15 protein-coding genes are annotated in these 20601 nt (G+C 41.8%); 14 read left to right on the top strand and 1 reads right to left on the bottom strand.

What is annotated here, in order from left to right:
• Nucleotides 1–150: 150 nt before the first annotated feature.
• The 12 genes from IW510_RS14560 (at nucleotide 151) to IW510_RS14505 (ending at nucleotide 16495) form a co-directional block, all read left to right on the top strand.
• The gene (locus IW510_RS14560) at nucleotides 151–810 is read left to right on the top strand and encodes an ABC transporter ATP-binding protein (RefSeq protein WP_202060862.1); all 660 of its coding nucleotides are present in this window, start codon (nucleotides 151–153) and stop codon (nucleotides 808–810) included.
• On the top strand, nucleotides 811–3288 hold the full coding sequence (locus IW510_RS14555; protein WP_202060860.1) for an ABC transporter permease: 2478 nt from the start codon (nucleotides 811–813) through the stop codon (nucleotides 3286–3288). It begins immediately after the preceding gene.
• A gap of 308 nt (nucleotides 3289–3596) precedes the next feature.
• Nucleotides 3597–4910 carry an ABC transporter substrate-binding protein gene (locus IW510_RS14550; protein WP_202060858.1) on the top strand — a complete coding sequence of 438 codons (1314 nt, stop codon included), beginning with the start codon at nucleotides 3597–3599 and terminating at the stop codon, nucleotides 4908–4910.
• Nucleotides 4911–5207: 297 nt separating this feature from the next.
• Entirely contained in the window at nucleotides 5208–6071 is an 864-nt protein-coding gene (locus tag IW510_RS14545) for a carbohydrate ABC transporter permease (protein ID WP_202060856.1), read from the top strand.
• On the top strand, nucleotides 6071–6895 hold the full coding sequence (locus IW510_RS14540) for a carbohydrate ABC transporter permease (RefSeq protein ID WP_202060854.1): 825 nt from the start codon (nucleotides 6071–6073) through the stop codon (nucleotides 6893–6895). The genes IW510_RS14545 and IW510_RS14540 overlap by 1 nt, the downstream gene beginning before the upstream one ends.
• Nucleotides 6896–6915: 20 nt before the next feature.
• Nucleotides 6916–9210, top strand: a complete 2295-nt coding sequence (locus IW510_RS14535) for a glycoside hydrolase family 65 protein (RefSeq protein ID WP_330932661.1) — start codon at nucleotides 6916–6918, stop codon at nucleotides 9208–9210.
• A gap of 23 nt (nucleotides 9211–9233) precedes the next feature.
• Entirely contained in the window at nucleotides 9234–10889 is a 1656-nt protein-coding gene (locus tag IW510_RS14530; RefSeq protein ID WP_202060850.1) for a glycoside hydrolase family 13 protein, read from the top strand.
• A 46-nt stretch (nucleotides 10890–10935) separates the two neighbouring features.
• On the top strand, nucleotides 10936–12582 hold the full coding sequence (locus tag IW510_RS14525; protein WP_202060848.1) for a glycoside hydrolase family 13 protein: 1647 nt from the start codon (nucleotides 10936–10938) through the stop codon (nucleotides 12580–12582).
• Between the two features lie 66 nt (nucleotides 12583–12648).
• Nucleotides 12649–13599 carry a LacI family DNA-binding transcriptional regulator gene (locus tag IW510_RS14520; RefSeq protein WP_202060846.1) on the top strand — a complete coding sequence of 317 codons (951 nt, stop codon included), beginning with the start codon at nucleotides 12649–12651 and terminating at the stop codon, nucleotides 13597–13599.
• 296 nt (nucleotides 13600–13895) lie between these two features.
• Entirely contained in the window at nucleotides 13896–14807 is a 912-nt protein-coding gene (locus IW510_RS14515) for an AraC family transcriptional regulator (protein WP_202060843.1), read from the top strand.
• A 33-nt stretch (nucleotides 14808–14840) separates the two neighbouring features.
• Nucleotides 14841–15812, top strand: a complete 972-nt coding sequence (locus tag IW510_RS14510; RefSeq protein ID WP_202060841.1) for a serine hydrolase domain-containing protein — start codon at nucleotides 14841–14843, stop codon at nucleotides 15810–15812.
• Nucleotides 15813–16195: 383 nt separating this feature from the next.
• Entirely contained in the window at nucleotides 16196–16495 is a 300-nt protein-coding gene (locus IW510_RS14505) for a hypothetical protein (protein WP_202060839.1), read from the top strand.
• 70 nt (nucleotides 16496–16565) lie between these two features.
• Here the strand turns inward: IW510_RS14505 and IW510_RS14500 are convergent, their stop codons facing one another.
• Nucleotides 16566–18788: an ATP-binding cassette domain-containing protein gene (locus IW510_RS14500; protein WP_202060837.1), complete on the bottom strand. Its 2223-nt coding sequence runs from the start codon at nucleotides 18786–18788 to the stop codon at nucleotides 16566–16568.
• 81 nt (nucleotides 18789–18869) lie between these two features.
• Here IW510_RS14500 and IW510_RS14495 point away from each other — a divergent pair, with 81 nt between their 5' ends.
• Nucleotides 18870–19799: a helix-turn-helix transcriptional regulator gene (locus IW510_RS14495; RefSeq protein ID WP_202060836.1), complete on the top strand. Its 930-nt coding sequence runs from the start codon at nucleotides 18870–18872 to the stop codon at nucleotides 19797–19799.
• 164 nt (nucleotides 19800–19963) lie between these two features.
• Nucleotides 19964–20560: a DUF6630 family protein gene (locus IW510_RS14490; protein WP_202060834.1), complete on the top strand. Its 597-nt coding sequence runs from the start codon at nucleotides 19964–19966 to the stop codon at nucleotides 20558–20560.
• The last annotated feature ends 41 nt before the right edge of the window (nucleotides 20561–20601 follow it).

Raw genomic sequence — 20601 nt, 5'->3', positions numbered from 1 at the left:
GCGGCAGGTTTAAAACAGCTGGCGAGGTGAATTTTCGAGAATAGAAAGGCAGATTGTTATTTTCTTACAAACTTGTTATGTTCGTTGACAAGAAAATGAAAGATTCCTTCTGTACACTGAGTTTAGAAAAAGAAAAGAGGGAATAAACAAATGGTATTGAAAATCAATAATCTGGTAAAGCACTATAGCGATGGCGGTACAGTTGTCAAAGCTGTAGACCATACAAGCTTGGAAGTAAAAAAAGGGGAGTTTGTCGCAATCATTGGTAAATCCGGCTCTGGGAAGAGTACCTTACTGAACTTAATTGGCGGTTTGGATCGCCCTGACTCAGGTGAAATATATATTGATGGAAAAAATGTGTTTGAAATGAAGGATGAGGCGTTGGCAAAATTCCGTCGCCAAAAAATCGGCTTTATTTTTCAAAGCTATAATTTGATTCCGTCACTGAATGTTTGGGAAAATGTTGTGCTTCCGCTTGGCTTGGATAATCGAAAGGTAGATGTCGAATTTGTTGACGACCTTTTGAAGAAAATAGATATCTTGGAAAAGAAAAAGGCACTTCCAAGTATGTTATCCGGTGGTCAGCAGCAGCGTGTAGCGATTGCTCGAGCAATTGCTGCTCGTCCGGCTATTATATTGGCAGATGAGCCTACAGGAAATCTTGACACCAAGACAGAGCTGGAGGTTATGTCATTGCTGAAGCATTCTGTTGAGAGCTTTGGGCAGACCTTAATTATGATTACCCATGACGAAGCGATTGCCCAGATGGCGGATCGAGTGATTCGGATTGAAGACGGGCGGGTGAGTTAAATGAAGACAATTAATTCACTTGCCTGGGCAAATGCGAAGTATCATAAAGGGAAAAATCTGCTCTCTGCAATTGCGGTTGTTTTAACAACGGTGTTGATTTTTCTGGTAATAACAATCGGTATTGGTGTAGTAAATGTACAGAATCATGTGGTGAACAAAACCTATCCTACTTGGCATGCGATGTACCGAAATATCTCGGAAGAAAAGAAGAACGAGCTGTTTCAGCATGCGGCAATCGAGAAAGCCGGATTGCGACAGGATATCGGTCAAAGCAGCATCGGTGAGTCTGAGTTCTATATCATGTATATGGATGAAACGGCTCAGGAGCTGAATAAGGCTGAGTTTGTAGAGGGAGCAGCGCCAAAAGCAGGTAATGAAGTTGCGATGACTAAAGAAACATTACGCAGATGGGGCTATTCTCAAGTCGAGGTAGGGGATGAAATCAGTCTCGCTTATCAAAGTAACGAAGCTGACGGGCTGAGCTTGGAAAAAGAGGGCGTATTTAAGCTAGTCGGTATCCTTCCTGATAGTGAAGAAGGCAGTAAAAAGGGTGTTTTCTCAATGCTGGTTTCTACGGAAGTCATGCAGGCAATAATTCCCGAAGCTGAGCGCAACTATCGTGTCATGGTTCGTTTGTCAGAGAATATGTCAACCTCGACAGATGCAATTGAGGAAATGTGCGAAGAGATTGGTCGTTCCTTTGGTGTGCAAGACGATGATGTTGTTGTGAACAGCGAGTACCTGTTTGCCAATTATGTTGATCCAAGCTTTTTGAGCGGAATGGCTGTATTGGTCGTTATCATTGTAATTGCCGGTGCATTAACCATTTATAGTATTTATTATGTCTCTTTGATTAATAAAGTGCAGGAGTTCGGTAAGCTGAAAGCGCTGGGTGCAACGAAAAGACAGATTCGTCAAGCGGTCCTACGAGAGAACTTGATTGTTGCAGGAGCCGCAATTCCAATCGGGTTGCTTATTGGGATAATCAGCACAACACTCTTTTTCAATAGAATTATGTTGTCCTTTATGGATGGGACTGTCTCTTTGAAGGTGATGAAGGAAACCTTGGAAAATGGTGAAGTTCAGTTGATTCTTCCGTGGATTGTTGCTTTGACGATTGCCGTTAGCTTGGTAACAGTTCTTGTTTCTTCGTTGAAGCCAATGCGGCAGGCTGGGAAAATTCTGCCAATCGAAGCGATGCGATACACAGGACAATCTGCAAGCAAGCAGACGCAACGTCAAGGTTTCATTGATATTACCTTGGAAAAACTTGCTGGTGCAACACTTTCCAGAAATAAGAAGCGGACATTGATGACGATTTTCTCGTTAGGAACGATAGGTATTCTATTTGTGGTCGTTTCTACAGTTTTCAATTGTATGCAGCCAAGTCAAATTGCTAGAGATTCGATTGCCGAAGATTTTAGACTTTCCCTTGAACACTGGAGTGGAGATAAGATGAATCCTGAGCGTGAATGGAAGATGATGCAGCAGAACAATCCGCTTGATGAAGCAATGAAGGAACGGATTGCTGCGATTCCGGGAGTGGAAGCGATAGAAGCTCATTTGATGATAAATGGCGAGATACCTGCATTGACAGATTCTTATACCGGAGAGGCATTAGGTGTTTCTATAACTGGTGTTGATGAAGAGCAGTTTAAGAAGTTGCAATCAAACATAAAGGAAGGCAGTATCACTTATGAAGAGCTAACGAGTGGAGAAGCTGTTATCGCCAGTGATATTTTTGCCAACAATTATCCAGAAGCGGAAATTGGTGATGTGTTGGAAACGACGATTTTTGATGGCGAAAGCAGCCATACTAAAAAATTAAAAATCGCAGCCATTGGCGAATTTACTCAGGCGCAGAGTAATTACAGCACCTTTATCAGTTCGAATAACAGTATTCAAGGAATGTCAGATAATAATCTAACCAACTATTATGATATCAAAGTGCAGCCGAAACAGGAATCGAAGGTGAAAACAGCTCTGTCGGAAATCGTTTCCGAGAATGAGGTAATTGAACTGGAGACTTACCAAGAGGCCGTGACTCAATGGGAGTCAATCATGCTGTTGATTAATGGTGCGGGCTATGGAATCATGGCTATTCTGGGCGTTGTTGGAATCATGAATCTGATTAATACAACCATCGATAGTATTCTTACTCGTAAGAAAGAACTTGGCGTCATGCAGGCGATTGGAATGTCCAATAAGCAGATGAAGCGAATGCTTCAGTCAGAAGGTCTATTTTATGCTTTCGGCATTACCGGAACATCGGTTGTGTTTGGCAGTCTGCTTGGCTATATGGTCTATTCATTTGCGGCAGCGAATCGCTTGATGCAAATAAGAGAATATTATTATCCCGTTATACAGGTAATTCTATTGGTAGTAATTGTCGTTGTTATTCAGTTGGTCTTAACCGCAGTCACTACTTCGTTAGTTAATAGAGAACCGGTCATTGAACGTATCAGGGGAGCGGAATAAGTAAGAAAACAACAGCCTTGCCGAATTCGGTAAGGCTGTTGTTTTGCACTTATTTCTGATTAATTTGCTGATTAAGAATGGGCGTAAGTGGCCTGCTAAATATTAATGCATTCGATTGCGTAATGAATGGAATTCTATTTTCTATCTTGAAGATTCTCAAATTGAATAGTAAGGTTATCTTTACTTGTAATATTACTAGATTATATTCTTTGGAATCCTGTTATCGGTAACATCATAAAAACGCTTGCAAAATAACGCAATCGATTGCACAATGAGGATGTCAAAAAAATAACTCTGGGGGAACTAAAATGAATAAAAGAAACTGGAAAAAAATTGGTTTAGGTTTACTGGCATCAGGTGTTGCTCTTGGCTTAGCAGCATGCGGCAATGCATCAGATTCAGCAGGTGGTTCAAATGGCGGATCGTCTGATGGAAAGACAACGGTCGATATTTTTCAATTTAAAGTAGAATTCAAGGATCAGTTCGAGGAGTTGGCAAAAAAATATGAAGAAGAGCATCCGGATGTAAAAATCAATGTAGAAACTGTAGGTGGCGGTTCTGATTACGGTGCGGCTTTGAAATCTAAGTTCTCATCTGGAAATGAACCTGATATTTATAACATTGGCGGTCCGGAAGATGTAGATATGTGGATTGACAGCCTGGCAGATTTAAGTGATACAGGGTCTGCGAAGCAAGCATTGGAAGGAACGTTGGCAGGGGCAACGAAGGACGGTAAGGTTTTGGGCTTGCCATATAACATTGAAGGCTATGGCGTTCTTTACAATAAAGAAATTTTCAAGGAAGCAGGAATTGATGCAGAAAGTATTACAACCTTAGATGATTTGGAAGCAGCTGCAAAAACGTTGGACGGAAAGAAAGACGAGCTTGGGATTGATGCACCATTTGCCTTAGCCGCAAAAGAACAATGGATAACTGGACTGCAAGGCTCGAACGCCTTTTTAAATGCTGAGTTTGATAATGATGTGATGAAGGCTTTTGAATCAGATACAGTAGAGTTCAAATATGGCGATCAATTTAAGAAATATATTGATATTTCCAACAAATACTCTGTTCAACCAACAAACAGCTTGGACTACTCACAACAAGTTGAGCAATTATTCTCTAATGGAAAAGTAGCAATGACACAACAAGGAAACTGGGTTTATACAACAATTGAAGAAATTGATAAAGAATTGGCGACTGAAAATATCGGATTGCTGCCGATTCCAATCGATGGTGTAACAGAAGGGACGATTCCGGTAGGCGTACCAATGTATTGGGGTGTGAATCCGAACGGCTCTGATGAAGAAGTACAAGCTGCGAAAGACTTCTTGGATTATCTATATACGACAGATGAAGGTAAGCAAATTGTTTTAGAAGATTTCAAATTTGTACCGGCATATGAAGGCTATGATACAGACAAAATCTCTGATCCATTGTCTAAGGATGTCTACACGTATTACACTGAAGGCAAAACAACTGGCTGGGTGTTTATGGGCTACCCTTCCGGCTGGGGAGAACAAACATTAGGCGCACAAATTCAGAAATATGTTGCCGGTGAAGCAACTTGGGAAGAAGTGCTGAAGACAGCGCAGGATAAATGGGCTGCTGAAAGAAAATAAGTTTCAAGATGTAGCTTTTAGAAGGGACATCATAGGTTGCGGTAAGGCTTTTCTGTGGAAGACATAATCGCTGAAATGAAGATGCTGTACCTATAAGAAGTATGACGGACAATCCCCAAAATATGTAATGCTATTTTGGGGATTTGTTCCATTTATTTCTAAAAAGAAAGCGGCTATAGCGTGTTTGCTCCGCTTTGTAGAGTGGGTAGGTAAATGTCACAAGCTTAACGTTAAGTATGAAAAGGGTCTGGAACAGAAGTCATCTTTCCGACCTTGTTACATAGGAGGGGACAGAAAATGAAGCATCAAAAGAAAACATGGTTTTATTTATTTGCAGCACCTGTAGTACTGGCATTGACGATTGTAGTGGTCATTCCATTTTTATATGGTGTTTATTACTCATTTACTAACTGGGATGCCGTTGCAAAGGGCGAATTTATCGGTCTTGCAAATTATCAGGCATTACTTTCAGATAGTGGTTTTTGGTCAGCTATTGGATTTACTATAAAGTTTGCAGTTATATCTATTTTATTAATTAATGTGATTGGTTTAGGCTTGGCGATGCTGGTAACCAGCAAGTTCAAAGGAGCAAATATCCTAAGAACAGTATTCTTCATGCCGAATCTAATCGGTGGTTTGATTCTTGGATTTATCTGGCAGTTTATCTTTATTAATGCTTTTGGGGCAATTGGGGATGCTATTGGGAATGAGTCATTGAAGACTTGGCTGTCTACGACTCAGACTGGTTTTTGGGCCTTGGTTATTGTGATGTGCTGGCAGATGTCCGGGTACATCATGGTTATTTATATCTCTTATTTGCAAAATGTGGATGATGCGTTATTAGAAGCTGCGGATTTAGATGGCGCAACAGCTTGGCAAAAGTTTTGGCACGTGAAGTTCCCACTGATTATGCCCGGTTTTACAGTCAGCCTGTTCATGACTCTGTCAAACAGCTTCAAGTTATACGATCAGAATCTATCTTTGACAAATGGCGGTCCATACAATTCAACGCAGATGGTTGCAATGAATATCTATAACAGTGCATTTGTCGAAAACAAGATGGGGTATGCGCAGTCGAAAGCGGTAATTTTCTTTATCATCGTAGCTGTTATATCATTGGCACAGGTTTACTTGACGAAAAGAAAAGAGGTTGAAGTCTAATGCAGAAACAAAAAGCAGGCAGTCAGCTAATGCGTGCCGCCCTCGGCTTTGCTTTGGGGCTAGTTTGGCTGGTTCCATTTTATTTAATGATTAGCAACTCAGTTAAAACGAAACAGGAGATTTTTACCAATCCGCTGGGAATCCCGGAATCCTTTACTTGGGATAACTATCCTGAAGCGTTCACACAATTGGACTTTTTGAAAACCTTATTCAATTCATTGCTCATCACTGTTGTCAGTGTAGTTGTCATCGTGATTTTCTCTTCTCTATGTGCCTACGCGCTAGAACGCATGCAGACAAAGCTAAGTACCTTTATCTTTATGGTCTTTGTCGCTGCGATGCTGGTTCCTTTCCAGTCTGTTATGATTCCTTTGATTTCATTATTTGGTAAAGCGCAAATGCTGAACCAGGCGGGGATTATTTTCATGTATTTGGGCTTCGGTGCAAGTATGTCAATTTTCCTTTATCATGGTGCGTTGAAAAGTATTCCTAAAGCATTGGATGAGGCAGCGATTATTGATGGCGCCAATCGTTTTCAAGTATTTTGGAAGGTGATTTTCCCAATGCTGAAGCCAACTACAGTCACTGTAGTGGTGCTGAATACGATGTGGATTTGGAATGACTATTTACTTCCATCATTGGTAATCAATTCACCGTCAACACAAACAATCCCATTGAAGATGTTCTTCTTCTTTGGTCAATATACAAAACAATGGCACTTAGCATTGGCTGGTTTGGTAATCGCGGTTCTGCCGGTTATCATCTTCTACTTTGTCATGCAGAAACAAATAATTAAAGGAGTTGCCGACGGCGCAGTGAAATAGCGTCCCGCAACAGTTGGAGGATTGACATGCATAAACGATTATTTGACATCGATCCATGGAAAATCACGACCAGTCATTTGGATCGAGAAAACAAACGCTTAATGGAAAGCCTGACCTCTATTGGTAATGGCTATATGGGGATGCGGGGAATGTTCGAAGAAACCTATAGTGGAGATTCCCATCAAGGAGTCTACCTTGCCGGTGTGTGGTACCCGGATAAAACAAGAGTTGGCTGGTGGAAAAATGGTTACCCTGATTATTTCGGCAAGGTCATTAATGCCGTAAATTTCATCGCCATGGATATTTTTGTTAATGGCAAACCACTTGATTTAGCTCAAGTAGAGGTCAAGGAGTTTCACGTAAGCCTGGATATGCGCAACGGGCTGTTGACTAGAAGTTTTATCTATGAAGACGGAGCGACACAAATCAGATTTACCTTTGAACGATTTGTCAGCATTGTTGAGAAGGAGTTGGGCTTTGTTCGAGTTTCAGCTGAAGTTATAGCAGGCACGCCTGCCCTTCAACTGATTTCTAAGCTGAATGGGAATGTTCATAATGAAGACAGCAACTATGAAGAGATGTTCTGGGAAGAAAAGGCTCGTGAGCATAAAGGCGATACCAGCTACCTGACCATGCAGACGGTTCCAAACAATTTTGGTACTCCTCGCTTCACCGTAACGGCGATGATGAGAAATGACAATAATCTGGGGTTGTCCGGTGAATCGTTAAATGAAGCGCTTATGACGGGTGACTCATTCAGTTGGGAGGGGCTTCCAAACCAGAAGCTTGTGTTGGAGAAAACAGTTGCGGTTGTGACAAGCAGAGATGTTTCTGATGAAAAGCAAGTTGATGCAGCTAGCCATCTTTTGCAGCAAAACAGTTCAGAAGGATTTGACGAACATTTTGCAAAACAAACAGCTGCCTGGCAGCTTCGCTGGCAAAAAGCGGATGTAGTGATTCAGGGAGATGATGAAGCACAGCAAGGTATTCGCTATAACCTCTTTCAGCTCTTCTCTACCTATTACGGCGAGGATGAGCGATTAAATGTAGGTCCGAAAGGCTTTACCGGAGAAAAATATGGCGGTGCCACCTATTGGGATACAGAGGCGTATATCGTGCCAATGTATCTATCTGTTGCAGATTCTGAAGTCACTCGAAAGCTGTTGGAATATCGCTATAAGCAACTGGCTGGTGCGAAGATTAATGCCCAGCGACAAGGACTGAAGGGCGCACTTTATCCGATGGTTACCTTTACCGGTGTTGAGTGCCATAACGAATGGGAAATTACCTTCGAGGAAATTCATCGGAATGGTGCAATAATCCATGCGATTGCTGAATATACCGAGTATACTGGTGATAGAACATATCTATTGACCGATGGCATCAAAGTAGTTGTAGAGGTTGCTCGTTTTTGGGCGGATCGTGTCCATTACTCACTCAGAAATCAGCAATATATGATTCATGGCGTGACCGGTCCCAACGAATATGAAAACAATGTCAATAACAACTGGTACACCAATTATCTTGCTGTGTGGTGTCTGAAATATGCGTTGGACAATTATGAACAGGCTGAGAGCGCAGCAAAAGCAGAGTTGAACGTTACCGCAGTTGAAAAAGAAAAATGGCTGGATATCGTCAACAATATGTATTTTCCATATGATGAAGAGCTGGATATCTTTGTTCAGCATGATACATTCCTTGATAAGGAGCTGTTACCTGCGGCTGCCTTGAAAGCGGAGGATCGACCGTTGAATCAAAACTGGTCATGGGATCATATTTTGCGCAGCTGCTACATTAAGCAGGCAGATGTACTACAGGGAATCTATTTCTTTGGTAGTCAATTCTCTTCGGAAGAGAAGAAGCGCAATTTTGACTTCTATGAACCGTTGACTGTTCACGAATCCTCTTTGTCTCCATGTGTCCATGCTATTTTAGCAGCTGAGCTTGGTCAGGAAGAGAAAGCGGTTGAGCTATATAAACGAACAGCACGGTTGGATCTTGATAATTATAATAATGATACAGATGACGGTCTGCATATTACGTCAATGAGCGGCAGCTGGCTGGCAATTGTTCAAGGCTTTGCAGGGATGAGAACGTATCAAGGGCAATTGAGCTTTACACCGTTTTTACCTGATATGTGGGAAGGCTATTCCTTTACAATCAATTATCAAGGCCGGTTAATTTCAGTGAAGACGAACCAAGAGCAAGTCTCAATTGAGCTTCTTGAAGGAGAAGCGTTAGAACTGTTGGTGTATGGAAAGGTCGAAAAATTATCAGAGCTGTTGACCGTTCCTTTGAAGGAATCAGAAAAATAGGAGCTGTATCAAAAGGAGGGACTATGGAAAAGAAATGGTGGAAAGAAGCGGTTGGGTATCAGATTTATCCTAGAAGCTTCAAAGACAGCAATAATGATGGGATTGGCGATTTAAACGGTATTCGAGAGAAGCTGCCTTACCTCAAAGAACTGGGAATCGATTTTATCTGGATTAATCCGGTTTACGAATCTCCTAACGTAGATAATGGCTATGACATCAGTAATTATCAGGAAGTATTGTCGGAGTTTGGAACAATGGCAGATTTTGATTGTTTGTTGGATGAAGCCCATCAAGTCGGACTCAAGGTCATCATGGATTTGGTGATTAACCATACCTCAGACCAGCATGAATGGTTTGTAGAAGCTCGGAAAAGCAAAGAAAATCCATATCGAGATTATTACATTTGGCATGATAGTGTCAATGGAGAGCCGCCGTCTGACTGGGTGGCAATATTTGGTGGCTCGGTATGGGAATTCGATGAAGAAACGAACCAGTATTATTTCCATGCTTTTGCGAAGGAACAACCTGATCTTAATTGGGAAAATGAGTCGCTGAAGCAGGATGTGTTTCGAATGATTAGCTGGTGGCTAGATAAAGGAATTGATGGCTTTCGTATCGATGCTATTTCGCATATTAAAAAGGATGCTTTTCATCTGCCGATAGATGCAAAGAACGTTGCCGCCAGATATCAAAATATCTCAGGTATTGGTGAGTATCTCAAAGAGCTGAAGCAGACTTTTGATCGCTACGATATTATGACCGTAGGGGAAGCGAGTGGTGTCAGCGCGGAGGAGGCCGAGGAGTGGGCCGGAGACGATGGCTATTTCGATATGATTTTTGAGTTTGAGCATATTGGTTTATGGAAGAAAGAGGAAGAACAGGTTCCTATCCGTTCCTTTAAACAGGCGCTGTCTCGTTGGCAGTATGCTTTAGATGGCAAGGGCTGGAATGCTCTTTATATGGAGAATCATGATGTTCCTCGATCTGTTTCGGTTTTTGGCAGCGACAACGAAGAGTATAGAGTTATCTCAGCAAAAGGGTTAGCGATGATGTATCTTTTCCTTCAGGGAACCCCATTTATCTACCAAGGACAGGAAATTGGGATGACCAATATGAAATTCGCATCAATCAATGAAATTGATGCGTTGGATTCAAAGCATATTTACCAAGACATGCTTGCTCAGGGAATTGATGAACAAACAGCATTGGAAACCATCAGTCGGACAACTAGAGACAACGCAAGAACCCCGATGCAGTGGACCGATTCAGAATATGGTGGATTTTCGGAAACACAGCCTTGGCTGACTGTTAACCCAAATACGAAGGAAATTAATGTAGAAAGTCAACTCCAAGACCCTCAGTCCGTTCTCCATTTCTATCGGCAACTGATTCAGCTGCGTAAGGAAAACGAGACGTTGATTTATGGGGGTTTTACGGAGTTGATTTCAGACCACGAACAAATCTATGCGTACCTTCGAACAACGAAAGAAGAGCAATTTTTCATTCTTGTTAATCTTTCTGACCAGTCTGCAGATTACCAGCTGCCTTCGTCAATCAGTGAAAAAGGTAAGGCGTGGGAATTAATAATAAGTAACTATGACCAACCACAGGAACCATTAACGGGTGTGGGCCGATTGGCACCTTTTGAAGCGCGAACCTACAGAGTACAAGTGAAATAAACAGAGGAAGCTTGTTGGAAAACTATAGATAGCAGGTGATATGATAATGAAACAGGAAACACTTCGACAGGAAGAACAACAGGGAAAGTGGTGGCAGCAGGCGGTTGTTTACCAAATTTATCCGCGAAGCTTTCAGGACAGCAATGGTGACGGAGTCGGTGATTTGCGGGGGATTATCTCAAGAATTGATTATTTAAGCAAACTGGGGATTACAGCGATCTGGCTTTCACCAGTCTATAAATCACCAAATGACGATAATGGTTATGACATCAGTGATTATCAGGATATTATGGATGAGTTCGGAACGATGGCTGATATGGAGGAATTGATTGAAAAGGCAGCAGCTGTGAATATTCGAATCATTATGGATTTGGTAGTCAATCATACGTCAGACGAACATCGTTGGTTCATTGAGTCTGCGTCTTCGAAGGAAAATCCGTATCGAGAGTATTATATTTGGCGCGACCCTGTTGCCGGAGAAGAGCCGAATAAGCTGCGCTCCATTTTTAGCGGCAGTGCTTGGCAGCTGGACGAAGCAAGTGGACAATATTATCTTCATCTTTTTAGTAAACGGCAGCCTGATTTAAACTGGGAGAATCCTCAGGTCAGAAAAGAAGTCTATGACATGATGAATTTCTGGCTTGAAAAAGGGATTGGCGGTTTTCGGATGGATGTGATTGATTTAATCGGCAAGCAGCCGGATAAGGAATTGACTGCGAACGGTCCGATGCTCCATGAATACTTGCAAGAAATGAATCAAGCGAGCTTTGGTAATTATGATGTGATGACTGTGGGGGAAACCTGGGGTGCAACACCGGAAATCGCTAAAATGTATTCAGACCCTGCACGCCATGAGCTTTCCATGGTATTCCAGTTTGAACATGTAACGCTGGATCAGCAAGAGGGTAAAGAGAAGTGGGACCTCCAGCCGCTATCCATTCGCCAATTGAAAGAGGTTTTGACGAAATGGCAGACCTCCTTGGGAAATCAGGGTTGGAATAGCTTGTTTTGGAACAACCACGATTTACCGCGAATTATTTCTCGTTGGGGAAATGACCGGATTTATCGTAAACAAAGTGGAAAGATGTTTGCGATTCTTCTGCACATGATGAAGGGAACACCCTATATCTATCAGGGAGAGGAAATAGGCATGACCAATCGTCCGGTAAAATCAATTGATGAGGTCGAAGATATTGAAAGTGTGAATATGTATCGAGAACGACGGGCAGCTGGCTTTTCAGAAGAAGAGATTTTACACTCCATCAATACAAAAGGGAGAGACAATGCTAGAACACCTATGCAATGGGATGATTCTAAGCATGCCGGTTTTACGACGGGAACACCGTGGCTTCCGGTTAATGATAATTACCACGAGGTGAATGTGAAGCAGGCTTTGGCAGATACGGATTCAATTTTTTATACGTATCAAAAGCTAATTCAGTTGCGGAAGGATCATCCGCTGATTGTATGGGGAGAATATGAGCTAATCGAAACGGAAGAAGCGGTTTTTGCCTATTATCGTCAGTATCAAGGAGAAAAATGGCTGATTGCTGTCAATATGTCAGAGCAAGAACAGGAATTCTCGTTGAAGGATCAGGTGAAAGAGTTGATTATCAGTAATAATCCGTCACTGCCATTGACTGTTGGTAATTTGGTTCTTCAACCATACGATGCCTTTGTAGCTCGTGTCTAATCGCTTCCACATGTTATAATGAAGGCAGTATAAAAAGACTCATCAAACCATGAAGAGGTGAATGCAATGGCAACCCTGTCCGATGTAGCTAAGCTGGCGAATGTCTCCAAAATGACCGTTTCTCGAGTCATCAATCATCCTGAAAAGGTAACGGATGAGCTGAAGGAGCTGGTCTATCAAGCGATGAAGGAGCTTGATTATCATCCAAATATTGCAGCAAAGGCGTTGGTTCGCAATCGCTCACAAATCATTAAGCTGTTTATTTTGGAGGAAATTGATACGACAGAACCCTACTATATGAACTTACTGATGGGGATTGCCAGAGCCGTAGGGAAGGAGCACTACTCCTTGCAGCTGGTCACCAAAGATGGTTTTGATACGGGCGCTTGCGATGGGTACATTATCACAGGTTTTCGAGCCCATGATTTCGAGTGGATTAACAGCTTGGAAAAACCAGTCGTTTTATTTGGCGAGAATAATCAGGGCATTGATTTCGTTGACAGTGACAATCAATATGGAACAGAAATGACGACGAACTATGCGATTGCCTGCGGCTATGAAACGATTATTTATATTGGCATCGATGTGGAGGAGTCCTTTGAAAAATCTCGAGAACTTGGCTACTTGAAAATCATGGAAGCCAATGGCAAACAGCCAAGGATTGAACGCTTCAATAATCGTTCGACACTTAGTCAGCTGTTTATCGAAGCCTATTGGGAGGAGTTTTCGGGAAATACCTGTTTTATTTGCAGCTCAGATCGTCTGGCGATTGGTATCGAGCGGGGAATTGCCAATTGCGGTGGTAAAATACCTCAGGAGTATGGCATCATTGGCTTTGATGGTGTTTTTCTGGATCAAGTCAGTTCGCCTAAATTGACAACGGCAAAGCAGTCGATTATCAAAATGGGTGAGGCTTGTGGTGAGATGCTTGTTAGAAAAATTGAAGAAGCTGGGCAAAGCCAAGGGTATCGTCGTTTTCTTCCAGAGCTGATAGTGAGAGACTCAACGAAAAAATAGGAAGAAAATGAACCGCTGGCAGCTTGATAGCTGATTCCCAAGAATGAAATGATAAAAGAACAGAAGCAAGAACCGTGTCAGGTTCTTGCTTCTGTTTTTGCAGCTTTGGACATCACAGTATCTCAGTTACTATAAATATACTGTGAAATCTGTGAGAGCTAAAAAAACTCTTGAAAATCATTTTTAATCGTTTTACGATTTATACAGAGAGTGATTTATCGCAACCTAAAATGGGTATGAAGGCAGTTGTTTGTGACTAGTTTGGGTTGTTGATGAAGAGAAAAGGGGGAGACATTATGAGCAGCTATAAACAAGAATATATTAAACGTATTCACATGCTTCAGGATTACATTGAGGAGCATATTGAAGAGGCGCATACGTCGGAGCAATTGGCAAATATCTCCGGCTTCTCTAAATATCATTTGCATCGAGTATTCAAAAGTATGACAGGAGAATCGATTTTTGAGTATGTCAGCAGAACCCGATTAGAGCAAGCTGCCAGTATGTTGATTGCTCGTTCCGATTTATCGATAACAGATATTGTGTTTCAGTTTGACTTCAGTGATTCTGCTGTCTTTTCAAGAGCTTTTAAGAAGCACTATGGGGTGAAGCCAAGTGAATTTAGACAAAAATACAGCAACAATTGCAAAGATTTTTCCTTTAAACCTTTCTATACTAAGAGAGTAGACAGTCAAATCAATGCAGTGACAGCGGGTGTGGAGATTCTTGATATGGCGGCTTTTCCAGTGCTGTATTCAAGAAAAATTGGTGCTTACAATGAGCTTTATGATTATGCTGAGTCGTTTGAAAAAGCAATTACCGATTTGTTTACTTTTGGAATGAATCGCAATTTAATCGATGAAGATGTAAAAGTATTGTTTGCCTACCACACTTACCCTGACTTTTCAGAGGAGGAGAAGCAGCGAACCAGTTTTTGTGTTTCCATCACTGAACCTGTACGTATTGATGAACAAAGCGAGATTGGATGCATGACTATTCCGACAGGGAGATATGCTGTAGGACATTTTGAAATCCGTCATGAGGAATATACAGACGCATGGAATTATCTTTATGGAGAGTGGCTGCCTCAAAGCGGCTATCTTCCTAGAAACTCATTTCCATATGAAGTGTATCTAAATAAGCCGGATGAACATCCTGAAAAGAAGCATATTGTTGATATCTATGTACCAATCGAACCTTTCTCGTGATGTGTCTGTCGTGAAGACAAGGAGGAAGAACGTATGGATCAAGCAAAAAAAACAGCATTAGAAAAGGCAATACAACAAGAGTATGGTAATACTGCGGGGCTGGTGATACTGAAAGGGAATCAGACGCTTTATGAAGGCTATTTTAATGGTTGTACCGCTGAGAGCCGCATTCATATTTTTTCAGTCACTAAAAGCATCCTTTCTCTTTTAATCGGCATCGCCATTGATAATGGCACGATTGAAAGTGTGGATCAGAAGGTGTTGGATTTTTTCCCGGAGTATGAAGTGTCTGAAGAAAACAAAACCATTCAGCAAATTACGATTCGTCACCTATTAACGATGACTGCTCCGTTCAGTTATGAAGTCGAGCCCTATGTAGAGTATTTTACTAGTGAGAGCTGGTTGACCTTTGCATTGAGTTATCTAGGTGGACAAGACTCAGTAGGAAGTTTTCAGTATCGCCCAATTGTTGGTCCGGATATCTTATCAGGTATTTTGACTAAAGCGACAGGAGAGTCGGTTCGAACCTTTGCAGATAAGCATCTCTTTACGCCGCTTGGAATCAGCGTAGACTCAGATATTGTGTTCCAAAGTCAGGAGGAGCAGTTTGCTTTCTATGAAGCGACAACTATCAGCGGATGGGTGGCTGATCGTACAGGGATAAATGCTGCGGGTTGGGGATTGACCTTAGCTCCGATGGACATGGCGAAAATTGGTTCCCTTTACCTGAACAACGGCAGTTGGCAAGAACAACAGATTGTGTCAGGTGAGTGGATAGATGAAAGTACTAGAGAGCACAGCTGTTGGCAGGAAATGAATTTAGCTTATGGTTACTTATGGTGGCTGATTGATGAAAATTGTTACGCAGCGATGGGGGATGGTGGAAATATCATCTACGTAAATAAAGCGAAACAACTGGTTGTTGCCAGCACAGCTCTCTTTGTTCAGGACGCGAAGGATCGAATTGATTTCATCAAAGCACATATTGAACCGCTTATAGAGTAAATAGAGAATGTGATGTTGATGTAGTGGAGCTGAGGCCGCTGCTAGGTACCTTTAGAATGGAGGTGCTTGGCAGCGGTCAAAGCTTGTTCAGCTTTTCTATTTGTCTAGCTTCACAGAGCAACTTCTTCGACAATAAGATAACTTGTCTTCGATGAACATAATACAAAATTTATAATATGTATCTACGGTTCTCATTTTACTGCGATTCTCGATACAAAACGTTACACTTAGTCCGTTTTCCTATATCGCGCATGAGCTGAACGACTTATTCAACTTTTCTAATATGGCACTTAAGTCGGATTAGAAAATCAGCTTCTCGTTGGATATCGATTTAGAGGATGGGTGCTATACTAATAAAAAAAGCGATCGGAGATGTGTTAAAAATGAAAAAAATCGGTGTTGTTATCTTTAATGTATTAGTTACTTCTTGGGCGTTGTTTACAGTTTATGTATTGATTGCCAGCGCATGGTTCTCACTGGCGATGTTTGCTATCTCACCACTATTGGTTTTAGGAGCAGCCGCTGTTGGCTTGCAACATTTTATGATTGTTAATTTTGGTTTATCTATACTTCTGGCAATGGCGGCTATTATTTTCTTACCGGCACTGCTAAAAGGAACACGTGCTGTTCAACACTTCGTTTCAGGATTTTTCACACAAATGAGCCTGATTTGGCATTCGTAATAAATGCAAATAGATGACCGTCTGCTTCTCATAAGCAGGCGGTCATCTATTTATTTGGCAGCAGGAAGGATCAAGTTAGAAATCTGCCGGTCACAGAATCAGGATGGTTAACTGCTGCTTCAGGAGGTCCTTCAAAGAGGACTGTTCCACCGTTTTTTCCTGATCCCGGACCAAATTCAATCATCCAGTCCGCTTCTTTGATTAACGCTGTGTTGTGTTCAATGACATACAGCGTGTTGTTATTGTTCAATAACTCTTCAAAGACATTTATCAAGGATTGAGTATCTTTGAGACTCAATCCACTGGTTGGTTCGTCTAAAATAATAATTTTTTCTCGACAATCGAGATTACAGGCCAGCTTTAGGCGCTGCAGTTCACCACCGGACAAGGTATCCAAAGTCTGGCCGAGAGTTAAGTAGCCTAAGCCGATTTTGTCCAGCCAATGAAGCTTATCGCTGATTCGCTTTTCTGCTGAGAAGAAAGAGAGACTTTCTGTCACGGACAGCTCAAGAACCTCTGCGATGTTCTTTTCGTGATAAAAGTAGCTCAATGACTCTTGTCTGAATTTTTTTCCGCCACATTGTTCGCAATCGGCTCGAACTGCTTCAAGGAATGCAAGCTCAGTTTCAATATATCCTTTTCCGCGGCAAACTGGACAAGCTCCTTTTCCGTTGAAGCTGAAATAGCCGGCAGCTACCTGGTTGGCGTGTCCAAATAGCTTGCGGATATCATCCAGAACACCGACATAGGATGCAATCGTCGAGCGGCTGCTTGTTCGAATTCGTTTTTGATTGACGTAAAATACTTGATTGTCGTATTTCTGACGTAATCCTTCTGCAAATGAGCTTTTCCCGGAACCGGCAACGCCTGTTATTGCTAGGAGACGGTGAAGAGGGAGTTTAACCGAAATATTTTGGACATTATTTTTAGAAATATTTTCTGCGATGAAATGTTGAGTCGTTGGGCCTCTTTTCTTTCGATTCAATGGAGGAATCAGCTGTTGCTTGGCTTCCCATTCTAAGTAGTCGGTGCTGCCAAGAAGCTGACCGCCATAGCGACCTGCTCCGGGGCCCAGTTCATAAACTGTATCTGCTAACTGAATGACTGCTGGATCATGGTCAATCAGAAGAAGTGTATTTCCATTTTTCTTAATAGCTTGAATCAATCCACCTATTGCTTCCATGTCTTGTGGGTGCAGTCCTGTGCTTGGTTCGTCGAGAATGTAGAGCATGTCTGAAAGACTGCTGCCAATCGAGCGGATTAGCTTAATTCGTTGTGACTCTCCTCCGGAAAGTGTACCGGTTTCACGAGATAAGCTTAAATAATCCAGACCAACCTGACAAAAATAATCCAGCTGCTGAATAATTTTTTCTGTAACCTGCTGAGTTTCTTTCGGTTTCAGTTGTTCCAGAAAGAGCTTGAGCTCATCTAACTGCATAGCCAAACAATCCCCAAGATGCTTTCCATTGATTTTACAGGAAAGTGTTTTTTCATTTAGTCGGAACCCGTTGCAATCAGGGCATGTCTCCTGTTGTGTGACGCGTTGTATCTCCGGCTGATATTTTTTTGCCAGCTTAGAGGAGCTTTGGATAAAGGTTTTCTTAATACGTGGAATGACTCCTTCGTAGACAGAAGAATTGTACCAGCCCTCAAGCGGATGCGGCGGCTTCATTTCCGGTGAATAGAGCAGCAGCTCCAGCTCTTCTTTTGTATAGTTCTTGATTTTCTTATCATTATTGAATAATCCCGAATCGACATACCGTTTCCAGCGATATGTTCCAGGCTCAAAGCTTTCGAAACGAATAGCCCCCTCATTTAATGACTGGTCCATATCCAAAAGTTCATTGATACGAAAGGTTGAGATATTGCCCAATCCCTCGCATGTTGGACACATTCCGGCAGGATTATTAAATGAAAACACATCGGAATACCCAACAAATGGTGTGCCAAAACGGGAAAACAGAAGACGTAAGGTCGGGTTAATATCTGTTGCGGTACCGACTGTCGAACGTCGATTATCCCCCAACGGCTTCTGGTTGACAATGACTGCGGGAGAAAGATTTTCTATTCTATCGACCTCGGGAATCATTAGGTGTGGCATCCGATTCCTCACATAGCTGGGATAGGTTTCGTTCATTTGCCGCTGTGCTTCAGCAGCGATAGTGTTGAAGACAAGTGAAGATTTTCCAGAGCCTGAGACGCCTACAAATACGTTAATCTGATGTTTAGTAATCTCGACATCAATATTCTTTAGATTTCCAGTTCTTGCTCCTTTGATTTTGATTTGACGCATGGTCATTCCTCCTTTACTCTAGTAGTATATAAGTTAATTATGACAGTATTTGTCATATAAAGTGGAAGCGGAGGAAAAGTTGTGAAAAAAGAACAAGTACTCTATGAAATGATGTGGTATATTCAGAACAAAAAAGAGTTTACTGCACAAGAGCTGGCGGATCGTTTCCGTCTATCGGTTAGAAGCGTATACCGTTATATTACAGACTTGGCAGATTTGGGGTTGTATGTAGAGAGCAAGAAAGGTCGGAATGGCGGATTTACTGTTTTGGCGAATCAAGTCTTGCCCCCGGTACTGTTTACGGAGGATGAAATTACGGCGCTGTATTTTGCGATTCAATCTTTGCAAAATTTTGATACGTTTCCTTTTCAAATGGATACAGTAACAGCGGGAGAAAAGCTTTTGGCTGTAGTTCCAGGAAAACTTAAGGATAAGCTGCTGCATTTGGAGGATCACTTTCAATTATCAGCACCTAAGCAGGTGGTTGAAAATCCTTTTTTGAGCGAGTTGATGCGGGCTGCGATGGATAAGGTTAATATAGAAATCGTTTATCAGTCACCGAAGCGGCAGTCAACAAAGCGTCTGGAACCAATTGGAATTTATGCGAATAACGGCTTTTGGTATCTTTTTGCTTTTGATTCTGAAAATGAAGAGACCAGACATTATCGAGTGGATCGCATAAAGCAGGTGCGTATTTTAGAGGTGCCTTCTGAAACAGTATTGACATTAGCCGAGCTAGAAAAAGAATTTATACCTAAAAATCCATTGAAAATGGTTGTAGAGCTTACTGAGAGAGGCGTTAAGCAATGCCTGGAAAATAGGTATTTATACAAAGGACTTCAAATCAAAAAGGGTGGGGGAACATTGGAGTTATTGGTTGCACAAAGAGATATTCCGTATACAGCAACTTATTTGCTTCTTTTAGGAAAAGAGGCGAAGGTAATCGAACCACAGGTATTGATTGACCATTTAAAAGCAAGAATGCAGGAAATAGCGAGTCTGTATCCCTGAGGTCGACGGGGCTAGGGGATTAGCGAGCGTTGATTCTGTACCAGTGAATAACTATTTTTTTCATAGGCTTGGGATGATTTGGTTCTTCAAGAGTGCTTGCTGTTAAGGTAGAATAGAAGATAACTATTGTACATAAATAACAGGTGTTGAAAGGAGAAATCGCTATGGGGTTTTTAAAAAGATTATTTGGAAAAGGCGAATCGATGCCTCAACCGGCTCCAACCGTGGAAGAAGAAATAGCCGAGAAAAATCAGGAAGAGGACAGAGCCGCTTATTTGGCGCTCGTTCGATTACTTAGTCAGGAGAACGAACGCGCCGCGCAGGGAATGCTGTATGCTTTTGATGAGCCAGAACTATTTTTGAAGCAATACCAAGAAATGTTTGCTAATTGGTTCTCCAACGAGATGACTGTTGAAGAGCTTGCAGCCTATCCGATTTGGGAGTTATTCTGTTATGTCTTATATGATGAAGGATATTTAGGCATCACTGACTGGAAATCAGAAGCAGAGGACTTTATCTATTATGCTGAAAAGACAGTGAAAAAGTATGATATGCAGCTGGACTATAGCAAAATCACAGATAAAGAGGAAATGGCACCGGAATTTTTTGAGCAATTGAAACAGGCACTGCCTACGGAACTTGCTTTACTTGATATAGATATCGATTCTGATTCGTACCAGTTGACGGTCATACCAGTGGAGAAAGCGGCTGCGGTAAGAGAGCTTACTGAACGTATAGGAGGAAAAATCAATTGGTATTAGCCGTTTTTTAATGCTAAATTGGGCAGTATGAGAGAAAGCGT

This window comes from Enterococcus sp. BWR-S5 (genome assembly GCF_016745255.1).
In the GTDB taxonomy this organism is placed as follows: domain Bacteria; phylum Bacillota; class Bacilli; order Lactobacillales; family Enterococcaceae; genus Enterococcus_L.
Note: the sequence above shows the minus strand (reverse complement) of the source record. Positions and strands in the feature narration are given on the sequence as shown.

What these genes read in the sequence shown, in the direction of transcription:
- IW510_RS14505 (WP_202060839.1), top strand. Translation starts at nt 16,196, where the DNA reads ATGAAAAAAATCGGTGTTGTTATCTTTAATGTATTAGTTACTTCTTGG.
- IW510_RS14550 (WP_202060858.1), top strand. Translation starts at nt 3,597, where the DNA reads ATGAATAAAAGAAACTGGAAAAAAATTGGTTTAGGTTTACTGGCATCA.
- IW510_RS14490 (WP_202060834.1), top strand. Translation starts at nt 19,964, where the DNA reads ATGGGGTTTTTAAAAAGATTATTTGGAAAAGGCGAATCGATGCCTCAA.
- IW510_RS14545 (WP_202060856.1), top strand. Translation starts at nt 5,208, where the DNA reads ATGAAGCATCAAAAGAAAACATGGTTTTATTTATTTGCAGCACCTGTA.
- IW510_RS14520 (WP_202060846.1), top strand. Translation starts at nt 12,649, where the DNA reads ATGGCAACCCTGTCCGATGTAGCTAAGCTGGCGAATGTCTCCAAAATG.
- IW510_RS14515 (WP_202060843.1), top strand. Translation starts at nt 13,896, where the DNA reads ATGAGCAGCTATAAACAAGAATATATTAAACGTATTCACATGCTTCAG.
- IW510_RS14525 (WP_202060848.1), top strand. Translation starts at nt 10,936, where the DNA reads ATGAAACAGGAAACACTTCGACAGGAAGAACAACAGGGAAAGTGGTGG.
- IW510_RS14555 (WP_202060860.1), top strand. Translation starts at nt 811, where the DNA reads ATGAAGACAATTAATTCACTTGCCTGGGCAAATGCGAAGTATCATAAA.
- IW510_RS14560 (WP_202060862.1), top strand. Translation starts at nt 151, where the DNA reads ATGGTATTGAAAATCAATAATCTGGTAAAGCACTATAGCGATGGCGGT.
- IW510_RS14540 (WP_202060854.1), top strand. Translation starts at nt 6,071, where the DNA reads ATGCAGAAACAAAAAGCAGGCAGTCAGCTAATGCGTGCCGCCCTCGGC.
- IW510_RS14510 (WP_202060841.1), top strand. Translation starts at nt 14,841, where the DNA reads ATGGATCAAGCAAAAAAAACAGCATTAGAAAAGGCAATACAACAAGAG.
- IW510_RS14500 (WP_202060837.1), bottom strand. Translation starts at nt 18,788, where the DNA reads ATGCGTCAAATCAAAATCAAAGGAGCAAGAACTGGAAATCTAAAGAAT.
- IW510_RS14530 (WP_202060850.1), top strand. Translation starts at nt 9,234, where the DNA reads ATGGAAAAGAAATGGTGGAAAGAAGCGGTTGGGTATCAGATTTATCCT.